The sequence below is a fragment of the Pseudomonas sp. 8BK genome (genome assembly GCF_902506475.1).
GTDB lineage: Bacteria > Pseudomonadota > Gammaproteobacteria > Pseudomonadales > Pseudomonadaceae > Aquipseudomonas > Aquipseudomonas anguilliseptica.
In genome coordinates this window covers 3,867,265-3,880,539 of record NZ_LR733252.1, presented here as the reverse complement: position 1 = coordinate 3,880,539, position 13,275 = coordinate 3,867,265, and the positions used below count along the sequence as shown (strand labels likewise).

Here is a 13,275-nt window from a genome sequence, read left to right as displayed (position 1 = left end):
TGATGAATCGTACGATCAACTTCATGGGGGTGCGCAATATTGCGTTCGCCTTCACCCTGGTGCTGACGTTGCTGGCACTGGTTAGCCTGTTTACCAAGGGGCTGAACCTGGGGCTGGATTTTACTGGCGGTACGCAGATCGAGCTGAGCTATGAGCAGCCTGCAGATCTCGGCAACATCCGTGAGCAGTTGGCCGGCGCTGGTTATGCCGACGCCGTGGTGCAGAGCTTTGGTGCGACCACCGATGTGGTGGTGCGCATGCAGGGTAATGATCCGGAATTGGGTAATAAAGTGGCCACGGCGCTGCGTCAGGCTGGCGAGCAGCTTGAAGTGAAAAAGGTCGAATTCGTCGGCCCGCAGGTAGGTGAAGAGCTGCGCGATCAGGGCGGGCTGGGTCTGTTGCTGGCGCTGGCTGGGGTGATGCTTTACCTGGCCTTCCGCTTTCAGTGGAAGTTCGGCGCGGGGGCGATTGTTTCGCTGATCCACGACGTGATTGTCACGCTCGGTGTCCTGTCGTTCTTCCAGATCACTTTCGACCTGACTGTGTTGGCGGCGCTGCTGGCGATCATCGGCTACTCGCTGAACGATACCATCGTGGTATTCGATCGGGTGCGGGAGAACTTCCGTGTGCTGCGCAAGGCGACGTTGATCGAGAACATCAACATCTCCACCACTCAGACTCTGCTGCGTACTCTGGCAACGTCCATTTCTACCTTGATGGCGATTGCCGCGTTGCTGCTGTTTGCGGGTGACAACCTATTTGCCTTCTCGGTCGCGCTGTTTGTCGGTGTGAGCGCGGGTACTTACTCGTCGGTCTATATCGCCAACGTGGTGCTGGTGTGGCTCGATCTGACGGTCGATGACCTGATTCCGCCGGTGGTGGAAGAAGAGGTCGATGAGCGTCCCTGAATCTGTGCGTCTTGTCGCAAACAGCTGAATGAACCGGGCCGGTGTTGAACTTGCCCGGTTTTTTTATGCTCCAAGGCTGGGAGTAAGGTGCGTTAAGCGCCAAGCAGCGGCTTCAAGGAGGCATGTATGAATAAGTCAATGTTGGTAGGCGCGGTACTGGGTGCGGTGGGTGTGACGGCAGGCGGAGCGGTGGCCACTTACAGCATCGTCAGTGCGCCGGAATATGCTGAAGTGCTCGCAGTTAAGCCGGTCAAGGAAACCATCAAAACCCCGCGCGAGGTCTGCAAGGATGTGGCGGTCACCCGCCAGGCGCCGGTTAAGGATGAGCACCAGATAGCCGGTACTGCGATTGGTGCGGTGGTGGGTGGTTTGCTGGGTAATCAGGTGGGTGGCGGTAATGGCAAGAAGCTGGCGACAGTTGCCGGTGCGGTTGGCGGCGGCTATGCCGGCAACAAGGCGCAAGAGCATTTGCAGAGTCGTGATACCTATACCACTACCGAAACCCGTTGCAGTACGGTAACTGATACCAGTGAGAAGCTGGTGGGCTATGACGTCAAATATGAGCTGGATGGCAAGGTGAGCCAGGTGCGTATGGCCAGTGATCCGGGCCGGCAGATTCCGGTCAAGGATGGCCAGTTGGTATTGGTCGATCAGGCCAACTGATCGAAAGATTTCAGCGGATACAAAAAAGCGCCCCGTGGGGCGCTTTTTTATTGCGGCTTGATCAGCGCTTCAGGGAGGCTGACAAGTGCGGCTGAATGGCCGTGAGCACGGCTTTGAAGCACTTGGTGTTGCCTGCAACGATCTGGCCCTTTTCCAGGAAGTCGTGGCCGCCGCTGAAGTCGCTGACCAGGCCGCCTGCTTCTTGGATCAGCAGTGCGCCGGCGGCCATGTCCCACTCGGACAGACCGAACTCCCAGAAGGCATCAAAGCGACCGGCCGCTACATAGGCGAGGTCCAGGCTCGCTGCGCCTGCGCGGCGTACGCCAGCAGTTTGGCCGACCAGGCTGCGGAACATACCGATGTAGTTTTCCAGATTTTCCATCTGGCTGTCGCGGAACGGGAAGCCGGTGCCGAGCAGCGCGCCTTCCAGGCTCTTGCGATTGCCGACGCGCAGGCGGCGGCCGTTAAGGGCAGCGCCACGGCCGCGGCTGGCAGTGAATTCTTCCTGGCGTACCGGGTCGATGATTACGGCGTGCTCAAGGCGGCCACGGTATTTGCAGGCGATGCTGACGGCGTAATGCGGGATGCCGCGGATAAAGTTGGTGGTGCCGTCCAGCGGATCGATGATCCACAGGTAATCGGCGCCGTCGCCGCTGCCTTCGCTCAGGCCGCTTTCCTCGCCGAGGATGCCGTGGTTCGGGAAAGCTTTGCGCAGGGCCTGAATGATCAGCTGCTCGGCAGAGCGATCAATTTCGGTCACATAGTCCTTGGCTTCTTTCTCGTCGACCGAGATGACGTCCAAGCGTTCGGTCGAGCGGAAGATCATTTCGCCGGCGCTACGGGCTGCGCGCAGCGCGATATTCAGCATGGGCTGCATGGATGTTCACCTGGGTCGTTAAAGAAAGCCGGCCATTCTAGCAGAAAAGCCCGGCGGTTGAAGTGCAACCTGCGCCTTGCGTGGCGCAAGGCGGGTGGCTTCTGTAAGATTTGCCCCTCTAAGCCTTGTCTGTGAGCGTTTGCGTTGCTGGAAAATATTCGCGTTGTGTTGGTCGGTACCAGTCATCCGGGCAATATCGGTGGCGCGGCGCGGGCCATGAAAAACATGGGGTTGTCGCAGTTGGTGCTGGTTGATCCGCGGGATTTTCCGAGCGAAGACGCGGTGGCTAGGGCCTCTGGCGCTACTGATATTCTCGATGCGGCGCAGGTGGTGGCCACGCTTGAGGCAGCGCTGGTCGGTTGCCGTCTGGTAATGGGCACCAGTGCGCGGGATCGGCATATTCCCTGGCCGATGCTCGAGCCGCGTGAATGTGGTGTGGCGGCGTGCGAGCTGGCGCAGCAAGGTGCGCAGGTTGCCTTGGTGTTTGGGCGCGAGTATGCCGGTCTGACCAATGAGGAGCTGCAGCGCTGTCACTATCATGTGCATATTCCCTCCGATCCGGCGTTCAGTTCGTTGAATTTGGCGGCGGCGGTACAGGTGCTGGCTTACGAAGTGCGTATGGCCTGGCTGGCAGCTGAGGGGCAGCCAGTCAAGCAGTCTGCGGTCGTCGATCCGGATGAAGAGCCGGTTGCTGCGGATGAGCTGGAATCGTTTTATCGTCACCTTGAGCAGGCGCTGGTTGAGATCAGGTTTCTTGATCCTGCCAAGCCGCGGCATCTGATGAGTCGCCTGCGTCGCTTGTATGGGCGTAGTGCAGTGAGCAAGCTGGAAATGAATATCTTGCGCGGTATCTTGACGGAAACCATCAAGGCGGCGCGTGGCGAGCACCCTAGGCAGGAGAAGGCAGATGTTTGAGCGCATGCAAGAGGATATCCAGAGCGTATTTCATCGCGACCCGGCGGCGCGTAATGCCTTTGAGGTGGTCACTTGCTATCCGGGGTTGCATGCGGTCTGGCTGCATCGCGTGGCGCATGCGCTGTGGGGCAGTGGCTGGAAGTGGCTGGCGCGCGTGGTGTCTAACTTTGGGCGCTGGATGACCGGCATCGAAATCCATCCTGGCGCGAAAATCGGTCGACGCTTCTTTATCGACCACGGTATGGGCATTGTCATTGGTGAAACCGCCGAAATCGGCAATGACGTCACCCTTTATCAAGGAGTGACCCTGGGCGGAACTAGCTGGAACAAGGGTAAGCGCCATCCAACGTTGGAAGATGGTGTGGTGGTGGGCGCTGGTGCCAAGGTGCTGGGGCCGTTCACGGTCGGTGCGGGCGCGAAGATCGGCTCCAATGCTGTGGTGACCAAAGAGGTGCCGGCGGGTGCTACGGCGGTCGGTATTCCTGGGCGGGTCATTGTCAAAACCGATGATGAGCAGGAGGCCAAGCGTCAGGCGATTGCCGAGAAGCTTGGTTTCGATGCCTATGGCGTGAGTCAGGACATGCCGGATCCGGTAGCGCGTGCCATTGGTCAGCTGCTTGATCACCTGCATGCGGTGGATGGGCGCCTGGAAGGCATGTGCGGCGCGCTCAAATCCTTGGGCAGTGACTACTGCGCCAAGGATTTGCCGCAGCTGCGTGACGAGGACTTCGCTGGCGTGGTCAAAGACGCAGACAAGCCTGCGGCTTGATGGTGCGGGGGCGCGCATTTTGCTATGCTGCGCGCCCTCCAGCCTGACTAATCCCGACTAAAGCGCTAGGTCTTATAGTTGACTTAAATGCTCGGGAATTGCATACTCGCGGCATATTGCGATCATGCGGTAAACCCTTATGCGATTAACCACCAAAGGCCGTTACGCCGTCACCGCCATGCTTGATCTGGCGTTGCACGCTCAGCGTGGGCCGGTGTCTTTGGCTGATATCTCCGAGCGGCAGGGGATTTCCCTTTCCTACCTGGAGCAGCTATTTGCCAAGTTGCGTCGTGGCAATCTGGTGTCCAGCGTGCGTGGGCCTGGGGGCGGTTACCAGCTGTCGCGTGATATGCAGGGGATTCAGGTGGCTGAGGTGATCGATGCGGTCAATGAGTCGGTCGATGCTACTCGCTGCCAGGGGCAGGGTGATTGTCATGCGGGTGATACCTGTCTGACTCACCACTTGTGGTGTGACCTCAGCCAGCAGATACACGAATTTCTAAGTGGCATCAGTCTCGCTGACTTGGTGACCCGTCGTGAAGTGCAGGAAGTTGCCCAGCGCCAGGATCAGCGCCGCTGCAATGGCAGGACGCCGTACCCGGATAAGATCGAAACGTCCGCCGTCGATTGAGCGCAAGGCGCTGGCTAGCTGGCCTGATACCTGATTAGGAGAAAGTTGATGAAGTTGCCGATTTACCTCGATTATTCCGCCACCACGCCGGTTGATCCGCGTGTTGCGCAAAAAATGAGCGAATGCCTGCTGGTCGACGGTAACTTCGGCAACCCGGCGTCACGCTCCCACGTGTTTGGCTGGAAGGCCGAAGAGGCTGTTGAGAATGCTCGCCGCCAAGTGGCTGAGCTGGTCAATGCCGACCCGCGTGAGATTGTCTGGACCTCCGGTGCGACCGAGTCCAACAACCTGGCAATCAAAGGCATCGCCGACTTCTACAAGAGCAAAGGTAAGCACCTGATCACCTCGAAGATCGAGCACAAAGCCGTGCTGGATACCATGCGCCAGCTTGAGCGCGAAGGCTTCGAAGTGACCTATATCGAACCTGGTGAAGATGGCCTGATTACTCCTGCCATGATCGAGGCGGCGCTGCGTGAGGACACCATTCTGGTGTCGGTCATGCACGTGAACAATGAAATCGGAACCATCAATGACATCGCGGCAATCGGCGAGCTGACCCGCTCGCGCGGCGTGTTCCTGCATGTTGATGCGGCGCAGTCCACCGGCAAAGTGGCGATCGACCTGGAGTCGCTCAAGGTCGATCTGATGTCCTTCTCCGCGCACAAAACCTATGGTCCGAAAGGCGTTGGTGCGCTGTTTGTGCGTCGCAAGCCGCGTGTGCGCCTGGAAGCCCAGACCCATGGTGGTGGTCATGAGCGTGGTATGCGTTCCGGCACCCTGGCGACTCACCAGTGCGTCGGTATGGGTGAAGCGTTCCGTATCGCCAAGGAAGAAATGGCCCAGGAAAACCAGCGCATCCTGGCCCTGCGTGAGCGTTTCTTCAAGCAGGTCGATGGCCTGGAAGAGCTGTACATCAATGGCAGCATGAGCGCTCGTGTACCGCACAACCTCAATCTCAGCTTCAACTACGTTGAGGGAGAGTCGCTGATCATGGCACTCAAGGATCTGGCGGTTTCGTCCGGTTCGGCCTGCACCTCGGCTTCGCTGGAACCGTCCTACGTGTTGCGCGCCCTGGGCCGCAATGACGAGCTGGCACACAGTTCCATTCGTTTTACCTTCGGCCGTTTCACCACTGATGAAGAGGTCGATTACGCCGCGCAGAAGGTTTGCGAGGCGGTCACCAAGCTGCGCGAATTGTCGCCGCTGTGGGATATGTACAAAGACGGTGTCGACATCTCCAAGATCGAGTGGGCGGCGCACTAAGTAGTCGCCGAGCAAGAGCGACTCTCTGATGAGGAAGGAATACCAGCATGGCTTACAGTGAAAAGGTCATTGACCATTACGAAAACCCGCGCAATGTCGGCAAGATGGATGCGGAAGACCCGGACGTTGGCACCGGCATGGTCGGCGCACCGGCTTGCGGCGATGTGATGCGCCTGCAGATCAAGGTCAACGAGCAGGGCGTGATTGAAGACGCCAAGTTCAAGACCTATGGCTGCGGTTCGGCAATCGCCTCCAGTTCCCTCGCTACTGAGTGGATGAAGGGTAAGACCCTGGACGAGGCTGAAACCATCAAGAACACCCAGTTGGCCGAGGAGTTGGCTCTGCCACCGGTGAAAATTCACTGCTCGGTACTCGCCGAAGACGCTATCAAGGCTGCTGTGCGCGATTACAAGCAGAAGAAAGGCTTGCTTTAAGGAGGTTTGTCGATGGCTATCAGCATGACCGAAGCTGCCGCTCAGCACGTGCGTCGCTCTCTTGAGGGTCGCGGTAAGGGCGAAGGTATTCGCCTGGGTGTGCGCACCACGGGCTGCTCCGGCTTGGCCTATGTGCTGGAGTTTGTCGATGAGGCCGCCAGCGAAGATCAGGTGTTCGAGAATCATGGCGTCAAGGTGATCATCGATCCCAAGAGCCTGGTCTACCTCGATGGCACCGAGCTCGACTTCGTCAAAGAAGGGTTGAACGAAGGCTTCAAGTTCAACAACCCGAACGTGCGCGGCGAATGTGGCTGCGGCGAAAGCTTCAATATCTGAGGCGTGTGTGGGCAGTCCTTGTCACTTTGCTTTGTTTGACCTGCAGCCAGGCTTCCGCCTGGATCTTGATCAGCTAGCCGTGCGTTATCGCGAGCTGGCGCGCAATGTCCATCCGGACCGCTTTGCTGATGCTTCCGAGCGCGAGCAGCGCCTGGCTCTGGAACAGTCCGCTAGTCTCAATGAGGCTTACAGTACACTCAAGAGCGCGTCGCGGCGAGCGCGTTATCTGCTGGCGCTGCGCGGCCCTGAGCTACCGCTTGAGGTGACGGTGCAGGATCCGGATTTCCTGCTACAGCAGATGCAGCTGCGCGAAGAGCTGGAGGATCTGCACGACAGTGCCGACCTGGCTGGCGTGGCGCAGTTCAAGCGGCGTTTGAAAGTGGCTCAGGATGAGCTCAACGACAGTTTTGCCGTTTGTTGGGATGATGCCTCGCGGCGCGAAGAGGCCGAGCGCCTGATGCGTCGCATGCAGTTTCTCGACAAGCTCTCTCACGAGGTTCGCCAGCTGGAAGAGCGCCTCGACGATTAACGCTGGGGTGCCTGCATGGCGCTCCTGATACCTAAGCACTGATTAATCATGGCCTTACTGCAGATCGCTGAGCCCGGACAAAGCCCCCAGCCACACCAGCGTCGACTGGCGGTGGGGATTGATCTGGGTACTACCAATTCGCTGGTCGCTGCCGTGCGTAGCGGTCTTTCCGAGCCGCTGGCCGATGCTGTCGGGCAGGTCATTCTGCCGTCCGCCGTGCGCTATCACGCTGATCGGGTTGAAGTGGGCGAAGTCGCCAAAGCGGCAGCGTCGGGCGATCCATTGAATACTGTGCTGTCGGTCAAGCGTCTGATGGGGCGCGGCCTGGCGGACGTGAAGCAGCTCGGTGAGCAGCTGCCGTATTGCTTTGTCGGCGGTGAGTCGCATATGCCGTTTATCGAGACCGTGCAGGGGCCGAAAAGCCCGGTTGAAGTCTCGGCGGATATTCTCAAGGTGTTGCGTCAGCGCGCTGAAGCGACCCTCGGTGGTGAGCTGGTCGGTGCGGTGATCACGGTGCCAGCCTATTTCGATGATTCGCAGCGGCAGGCCACCAAGGATGCCGCGCGTCTGGCCGGGCTGAATGTGCTTCGCTTGCTCAACGAGCCGACGGCTGCAGCTGTCGCCTATGGCCTGGATCAGCATGCCGAGGGTGTGGTTGCTATTTATGATCTGGGTGGCGGTACCTTCGATATTTCCGTGCTGCGCCTGACTGGCGGTGTGTTTGAAGTGCTGGCGACCGGCGGCGACAGCGCTCTGGGCGGTGATGACTTCGACCACGCCATTGCCGGCTGGATAGTTGAGCAGGCTGGGATTTCCTCTGACCTCGATCCAACACAGCAGCGCCTTTTGCTGGAAGTCGCGTGTGCCGCTAAAGAGGCGCTGACCGACAGCGCTTCGGCAAGTCTCAGCTATGCCGGCTGGGCAGGGCAGTTGAGTCGTGAGCAGTTCGATGCGCTGATCGAGCCCATGCTGGCGCGCAGCCTCAAGGCCTGCCGCCGTGCGGTGCGTGATGCCGGTATTGAGCTGGATGAAGTTGAAGCGGTGGTTATGGTTGGTGGTTCTACCCGTGTGCCGCGTGTGCGTCAGGCAGTTGCTGAATTGTTTGCTCGTGAGCCGCTGACCGATATCGACCCCGATCAGGTGGTCGCCATTGGGGCGGCGATTCAGGCCGATGCTCTGGCCGGTAACAAACGCGGTGATGGCGAAGAGTTGCTGCTGCTGGATGTGATTCCGCTGTCGCTCGGCCTGGAAACCATGGGCGGTCTGATGGAGAAGGTGATTCCGCGCAATACCACGATCCCGGTTGCTCGTGCTCAGGACTTCACCACTTATAAAGATGGCCAGACGGCCATGATGGTTCATGTTCTGCAGGGTGAGCGTGAGCTGATTAGTGATTGCCGCTCGTTGGCACGCTTCGAATTGCGTGGCATTCCACCGATGGTGGCGGGTGCGGCGAAGATTCGCGTGACCTTCCAGGTTGATGCCGATGGCCTGCTTAGCGTCGCTGCGCGTGAGCTGGCTTCGGGGGTCGAGGCGAGTATCCAAGTCAAGCCGTCCTATGGACTGACGGATGGCGAAGTCGCCCGCATGCTGCAGGATTCCTTCAAGAACGCTGGTGATGACAAAGTTGCCCGCGTACTGCGCGAGCAGCAGGTCGATGCCCAGCGTCTGCTGGAAGCTGTTGAGGCCGCGTTGCTGGCCGATGGTGAGCGCTTGCTGGATGCCGATGAGCGCCTGGCAATCGATGCACAGATAGACCAGTTGCGTGACTTGATGACCGGCACTGATGGCTTGGCGATTGAGCAGCAAACCAAACGTTTGACCCAGGTGACTGACGCTTTTGCCGCGCGTCGTCTGGATGCCACGGTCAAGGCCGCACTGGCGGGCCGTAGTCTTGATGAGATTGAGGAATAAGCATGCCGCAGATCATTTTTCTGCCTCACGCGGTGCTGTGTCCGGAAGGGCTGGTGGTCGACGTCGCGCCAGGCACGTCGGTGCTTGAAGTGGCGCACGAGCACCATATTGAGATCGAAAGCGCCTGTGGCGGTGTATGCGCCTGCACGACCTGTCACTGCATCATTCGTGAAGGTTTTGATTCTCTGGCTGAGGCCGATGAGCTGGAAGAGGACATGCTCGACAAGGCTTGGGGGCTTGAGGCTCAGTCGCGCTTGTCCTGTCAGGCGGTTGTCGGTGATGAAGACCTGACTGTGGAAATACCCAAGTACTCGCTCAACCACGCCGCCGAAGCGCCGCACTGATTCAAGGAGTTGTTATGAGTCTGAAGTGGGTTGATGTTCTGGAAATCGCCATTCAGTTGGCGGAATCAAAGCCTGAGGTAGACCCTCGTTACGTAAACTTTGTCGATCTGCATAAGTGGATTCTGGCGTTGCCGGAGTTCAGCGACGATCCTCAGCGCGGCGGCGAGAAGGTGCTTGAAGCCATTCAGGCAGCTTGGATCGACGAGGCGGATTAACTGGCCTTTTGGCCTGGCCTACGCATTTAACCGGAACCCGCGTATAATTCGCGGGTTTAATTTTTCGCTTTAATCATTGTTTCTGGAGTTTCACATGGCTGTTCAACGCACTTTCTCCATCATCAAGCCTGATGCCGTTGCTAAAAACGTTGTTGGCGAGATCACTACTCGTTTCGAAAAGGCCGGCCTGCGCGTCGTTGCCTCGAAAATGGTTCAACTGTCCGAGCGCGAAGCAGCTGGCTTCTACGCTGAGCACAGCGAGCGCGGCTTCTTCAAGGACCTGGTTGCTTTCATGACCTCCGGTCCGGTTATCGTTCAGGTTCTGGAAGGCGAAAACGCTGTTCTGGCTAACCGTGAGCTGATGGGCGCTACCAACCCTAAAGAAGCAGCTGCCGGCACCATTCGTGCTGATTTCGCCGTTTCCATCGACGAAAACGCTGTTCACGGTTCCGACTCGGAAGCCTCCGCTGCCCGCGAAATTGCTTACTTCTTCGCTGCCACCGAAGTTTGCGCACGTATTCGCTAAGCGAATCGGGTGAGGGTGAAGCCATGACTGAAGCTACCGGTAAAATCAATCTGCTGGGTATGACCTTGGCAGAAATGGAACAATTCTTCGAAAGCATCGGGGAAAAGCGTTTCCGTGCCGGGCAGATGATGAAATGGATTCACCACTTTGGCATCGATGATTTTGATGCCATGAGTAACGTCAGCAAGGTCTTGCGCGAAAAGCTCAAGGCCTGTGCTGAAATCCGCGGCCCGGAAGTGGTCAGCGAAGATATTTCTACTGATGGCACGCGCAAGTGGGTTGTGCGGGTGGCGTCAGGCAGTTGCGTAGAAACCGTGTATATCCCTCAGGGCACGCGAGGCACCTTGTGTGTGTCGTCGCAGGCCGGATGCGCACTGGATTGCAGTTTCTGCTCGACTGGCAAGCAAGGTTTTAACAGCGATCTGAGCGCCGCCGAAGTGATCGGTCAGGTGTGGATCGCCAACAAGTCGTTCGGCAGCGTGCCGGCGAAGATCGACCGTGCCATCACCAACGTAGTGATGATGGGTATGGGTGAGCCGCTACTGAACTTCGACAACGTTGTCGCCGCCATGAAAATCATGATGGACGACCTCGGTTATGGCATTTCCAAACGCAAGGTGACGTTGTCAACCTCGGGCGTAGTGCCGATGATCGACAAACTCGGCGAAGTGATCGATGTGTCCCTGGCTCTGTCACTGCATGCGCCAAATGATGCACTGCGCAATCAGCTGGTACCGATCAACAAGAAGTACCCGCTGGAAATGCTGCTGGCGGCGTGCAAGCGTTATGTCTCGCGCCTCGGCGAGAAACGCGTGCTGACAATCGAATACACCCTGCTCAAGGATGTAAACGATAAGACCGAGCACGCTGAGGAAATGATCGCACTTCTCAAAGATGTGCCTTGCAAGATCAACCTGATTCCGTTTAATCCCTTCCCCCACTCCGGCTACGAGCGGCCGAGCAACAATGCCATTCGCCGTTTCCAGGACCTGCTGCACAAAGCCGGGCACAATGTCACCGTGCGCACCACCCGTGGTGAGGACATTGATGCGGCTTGTGGCCAGTTGGTCGGCCAGGTTATGGACCGCACCCGCCGTAGTGAACGCTATATTGCTGTGCGTGAATTGAGTAGCGAGGCCGAAGTGCCGAGTTCCGCCGCCAATCGAACCTGAGGGGAGGATACCCATGACCTTGCGTCCCGCTTTATTGCTGTTGGCCGCCAGTCTGTTAGTCGGTTGCGTTACAACCGGTAATGTCGATCCGATGAAAACCGGAAAGGGTCGCGACGAAGCACGCGATGCTTATACCAAACTAGGCATTGGTTATCTGCAGCAAGGCGAAACCGAGCGCGCCAAAATACCGTTGAAAAAAGCTCTGGAACTCGACTCTTCAGACGCTGATGCCCACGCGGCTTTGGCCTTGGTGTTCCAGATTGAAATGGAGCCCAAGCTGGCTGACGATCACTACCGCAAAGCTCTATCGCAACGCAGTGACGATGCCCGTTTGTTGAATAACTACGGCAGTTTTCTGTTCGAACAGCGGCGTTATCCGGAAGCGCTCAAGCACTATACCCAGGCTGCTCAGGACACTCTTTACCCGGAGCGTTCGCGGGTGTTTGAAAACCTCGGATTGACCTCATTACAACTCAAGCAACGTGAGCAGGCTAAGGCCTACTTTGAGCGTTCGCTACGGTTGAATAGTCGGCGGCCTCGCGCCTTGATTGAAATGGCACAGCTGTCCTATGAGGATAAGCAGTACGTTCCCGCGCGCGGCTATTACGAAAGCTATATGGTGCTGGCCCAGCCAGATGCTCGCAGCCTGCTCTTGGGGGTGCGTTTGGCGAAGATTTTCGAGGAGCGCGACAATGCCGCGAGCCTGGGTTTGCAGTTGAAGCGACTTTATCCGGGCACGCCGGAATATCAGCAATACCTGTCGGAGCAATGATGAAAGCGGCGCATCCAGAAGTGCTAGCAGTTCCCCGCATTAATCCGGGTGAGACTTTGCGCAAGGCTCGTGAGAGCCGCGGTTGGACCATTGCCGAGGTTGCTGCGCAGTTGAATCTGACCCCGCAGCGCTTGAGTCAGGTTGAACAAGGTGCTTTCGACAAACTGCCTGGGCACACTTTTGCCCGAGGTTATGTACGGGCGTACGCCAAGTTGCTGGAGGTTGATCAGAACCGCCTGGTGCTGGAGTTTGATCAGTTCACTGGCAGCGATGCTGCCGGCAGCAGCGTGCACAGCCTGGGGCGTATCGAGGAGCCTGTGAGCTACTCGCAGCGCATTTTGCGCATGGTCAGTTTTGTTCTGTTGCTGGCCCTGGCCGGCTTGAGCTTCTTTTGGTGGCAGGAGCAGGCCGAGCGCCGTGCCGAAGACCTGGCTTCAACCAGCCTTGAGCACGTCGAGGTGGACGGCGCTGACGGCACTACGCAGATCCATCCGCTGGATGAACCGGAAGATCAGGCTGTGGAAGCTGCCCAGTTGGATGCGGAAGCCGCGTTGCCGCTGCTGTCTGAGGGGGCTGCGGCTGTTCCAAATTCTGCCGTTAGCGAGGTCACAGCCTTGGCCTCGCAATCTGAGCAGCCATCAGCGCTTGGCGCAACTGCCAGTGCACCGGTTGCGGCCGCCGTGCCGGTCACTGCTGAGCCCGCTGCTGCCGAGGCCGTCCCTGCTACACCAGCTGAGAGTGCGCCGGTACAAGCTGCCGCAGGCGAAGCTGTTGTCAGCCTCAATTTCACTGCCGATTGCTGGACACAACTGACCGATGCCAATGGCAAGGTGTTGTTCAGCGCTCTCAAGCGTAAAGGCGATAGGCTGCAACTGGCAGGTAAGGCTCCGCTGGAGCTGCGTCTGGGTTATGCCCGTGGCGTGCAGGTCAGCCTGAATGGCAATCCAGTCGATGTTGCGCCCTTTATTTCCGGTGAGACCGCACGTCTGAAGTTAGGTGGGCAGTAA

General features: G+C 58.3%; 17 protein-coding genes. 16 read left to right on the top strand and 1 reads right to left on the bottom strand.

What is annotated here, in order from left to right; translation table 11 throughout:
• Positions 1-2 precede the first annotated feature (2 nt).
• Complete coding sequence (gene secF / locus ACIN8IBEIGE_RS18095; RefSeq protein ID WP_160015863.1) at positions 3-908, top strand: protein translocase subunit SecF; 906 nt, start codon at positions 3-5, stop codon at positions 906-908.
• A gap of 126 nt (positions 909-1,034) precedes the next feature.
• The gene (locus tag ACIN8IBEIGE_RS18090; protein WP_160015862.1) at positions 1,035-1,571 is read left to right on the top strand and encodes a glycine zipper 2TM domain-containing protein; all 537 of its coding nucleotides are present in this window, start codon (positions 1,035-1,037) and stop codon (positions 1,569-1,571) included.
• A 61-nt stretch (positions 1,572-1,632) separates the two neighbouring features.
• On the opposite strand, the gene suhB is transcribed toward ACIN8IBEIGE_RS18090, so the two are convergent.
• The gene (gene suhB, locus ACIN8IBEIGE_RS18085) at positions 1,633-2,448 is read right to left on the bottom strand and encodes an inositol-phosphate phosphatase (RefSeq protein WP_090375523.1); all 816 of its coding nucleotides are present in this window, start codon (positions 2,446-2,448) and stop codon (positions 1,633-1,635) included.
• A 144-nt stretch (positions 2,449-2,592) separates the two neighbouring features.
• Between suhB and trmJ the strand changes: the two genes are divergently transcribed.
• The 14 genes from trmJ to ACIN8IBEIGE_RS18015 all read left to right on the top strand — a co-directional run bounded on the left by trmJ (position 2,593) and on the right by ACIN8IBEIGE_RS18015 (position 13,275).
• A complete protein-coding gene (trmJ, locus tag ACIN8IBEIGE_RS18080) occupies positions 2,593-3,363 on the top strand; it encodes a tRNA (cytosine(32)/uridine(32)-2'-O)-methyltransferase TrmJ (RefSeq protein ID WP_160015861.1) in 771 nt (256 codons plus the stop codon).
• The gene (cysE, locus tag ACIN8IBEIGE_RS18075; RefSeq protein WP_160015860.1) at positions 3,356-4,132 is read left to right on the top strand and encodes a serine O-acetyltransferase; all 777 of its coding nucleotides are present in this window, start codon (positions 3,356-3,358) and stop codon (positions 4,130-4,132) included. Before trmJ ends, cysE begins: the two co-directional genes overlap by 8 nt.
• Before the next feature lie 139 nt (positions 4,133-4,271).
• Positions 4,272-4,763, top strand: coding sequence for a Fe-S cluster assembly transcriptional regulator IscR (iscR, locus tag ACIN8IBEIGE_RS18070; RefSeq protein ID WP_160015859.1), 492 nt, complete (start codon positions 4,272-4,274; stop codon positions 4,761-4,763).
• Between the two features lie 48 nt (positions 4,764-4,811).
• Complete coding sequence (locus tag ACIN8IBEIGE_RS18065) at positions 4,812-6,026, top strand: IscS subfamily cysteine desulfurase (protein ID WP_160015858.1); 1,215 nt, start codon at positions 4,812-4,814, stop codon at positions 6,024-6,026.
• A gap of 47 nt (positions 6,027-6,073) precedes the next feature.
• Positions 6,074-6,460 (top strand): Fe-S cluster assembly scaffold IscU, encoded by a 387-nt coding sequence (iscU, locus tag ACIN8IBEIGE_RS18060; RefSeq protein ID WP_040261926.1) that lies wholly within the window; start codon positions 6,074-6,076, stop codon positions 6,458-6,460.
• A gap of 12 nt (positions 6,461-6,472) precedes the next feature.
• Positions 6,473-6,796, top strand: coding sequence for an iron-sulfur cluster assembly protein IscA (iscA, locus tag ACIN8IBEIGE_RS18055; RefSeq protein ID WP_090248639.1), 324 nt, complete (start codon positions 6,473-6,475; stop codon positions 6,794-6,796).
• A gap of 7 nt (positions 6,797-6,803) precedes the next feature.
• Complete coding sequence (gene hscB / locus ACIN8IBEIGE_RS18050) at positions 6,804-7,325, top strand: co-chaperone HscB (RefSeq protein WP_160015857.1); 522 nt, start codon at positions 6,804-6,806, stop codon at positions 7,323-7,325.
• 48 nt (positions 7,326-7,373) lie between these two features.
• Complete coding sequence (gene hscA / locus ACIN8IBEIGE_RS18045) at positions 7,374-9,239, top strand: Fe-S protein assembly chaperone HscA (protein WP_160015856.1); 1,866 nt, start codon at positions 7,374-7,376, stop codon at positions 9,237-9,239.
• A gap of 2 nt (positions 9,240-9,241) precedes the next feature.
• Positions 9,242-9,583 (top strand): ISC system 2Fe-2S type ferredoxin, encoded by a 342-nt coding sequence (gene fdx / locus ACIN8IBEIGE_RS18040; RefSeq protein ID WP_160015855.1) that lies wholly within the window; start codon positions 9,242-9,244, stop codon positions 9,581-9,583.
• Positions 9,584-9,597: 14 nt separating this feature from the next.
• Positions 9,598-9,798: a Fe-S cluster assembly protein IscX gene (iscX, locus tag ACIN8IBEIGE_RS18035; RefSeq protein ID WP_160015854.1), complete on the top strand. Its 201-nt coding sequence runs from the start codon at positions 9,598-9,600 to the stop codon at positions 9,796-9,798.
• A 94-nt stretch (positions 9,799-9,892) separates the two neighbouring features.
• Positions 9,893-10,324, top strand: coding sequence for a nucleoside-diphosphate kinase (ndk, locus tag ACIN8IBEIGE_RS18030; RefSeq protein WP_090248631.1), 432 nt, complete (start codon positions 9,893-9,895; stop codon positions 10,322-10,324).
• A 23-nt stretch (positions 10,325-10,347) separates the two neighbouring features.
• Complete coding sequence (gene rlmN, locus ACIN8IBEIGE_RS18025) at positions 10,348-11,496, top strand: 23S rRNA (adenine(2503)-C(2))-methyltransferase RlmN (protein ID WP_160015853.1); 1,149 nt, start codon at positions 10,348-10,350, stop codon at positions 11,494-11,496.
• Between the two features lie 13 nt (positions 11,497-11,509).
• A complete protein-coding gene (pilW, locus tag ACIN8IBEIGE_RS18020) occupies positions 11,510-12,268 on the top strand; it encodes a type IV pilus biogenesis/stability protein PilW (RefSeq protein ID WP_160015852.1) in 759 nt (252 codons plus the stop codon).
• Complete coding sequence (locus ACIN8IBEIGE_RS18015) at positions 12,268-13,275, top strand: RodZ family helix-turn-helix domain-containing protein (protein WP_160015851.1); 1,008 nt, start codon at positions 12,268-12,270, stop codon at positions 13,273-13,275. The genes pilW and ACIN8IBEIGE_RS18015 overlap by 1 nt, the downstream gene beginning before the upstream one ends.

Coding starts and splice junctions, on each gene's coding strand:
- secF (WP_160015863.1), top strand. CDS start 3: ATGAATCGTACGATCAACTTCATGGGGGTGCGCAATATTGCGTTCGCC.
- iscA (WP_090248639.1), top strand. CDS start 6,473: ATGGCTATCAGCATGACCGAAGCTGCCGCTCAGCACGTGCGTCGCTCT.
- ACIN8IBEIGE_RS18015 (WP_160015851.1), top strand. CDS start 12,268: ATGAAAGCGGCGCATCCAGAAGTGCTAGCAGTTCCCCGCATTAATCCG.
- iscU (WP_040261926.1), top strand. CDS start 6,074: ATGGCTTACAGTGAAAAGGTCATTGACCATTACGAAAACCCGCGCAAT.
- ndk (WP_090248631.1), top strand. CDS start 9,893: ATGGCTGTTCAACGCACTTTCTCCATCATCAAGCCTGATGCCGTTGCT.
- rlmN (WP_160015853.1), top strand. CDS start 10,348: ATGACTGAAGCTACCGGTAAAATCAATCTGCTGGGTATGACCTTGGCA.
- hscA (WP_160015856.1), top strand. CDS start 7,374: ATGGCCTTACTGCAGATCGCTGAGCCCGGACAAAGCCCCCAGCCACAC.
- suhB (WP_090375523.1), bottom strand. CDS start 2,448: ATGCAGCCCATGCTGAATATCGCGCTGCGCGCAGCCCGTAGCGCCGGC.
- iscR (WP_160015859.1), top strand. CDS start 4,272: ATGCGATTAACCACCAAAGGCCGTTACGCCGTCACCGCCATGCTTGAT.
- iscX (WP_160015854.1), top strand. CDS start 9,598: ATGAGTCTGAAGTGGGTTGATGTTCTGGAAATCGCCATTCAGTTGGCG.
- pilW (WP_160015852.1), top strand. CDS start 11,510: ATGACCTTGCGTCCCGCTTTATTGCTGTTGGCCGCCAGTCTGTTAGTC.
- fdx (WP_160015855.1), top strand. CDS start 9,242: ATGCCGCAGATCATTTTTCTGCCTCACGCGGTGCTGTGTCCGGAAGGG.
- ACIN8IBEIGE_RS18065 (WP_160015858.1), top strand. CDS start 4,812: ATGAAGTTGCCGATTTACCTCGATTATTCCGCCACCACGCCGGTTGAT.
- ACIN8IBEIGE_RS18090 (WP_160015862.1), top strand. CDS start 1,035: ATGAATAAGTCAATGTTGGTAGGCGCGGTACTGGGTGCGGTGGGTGTG.
- cysE (WP_160015860.1), top strand. CDS start 3,356: ATGTTTGAGCGCATGCAAGAGGATATCCAGAGCGTATTTCATCGCGAC.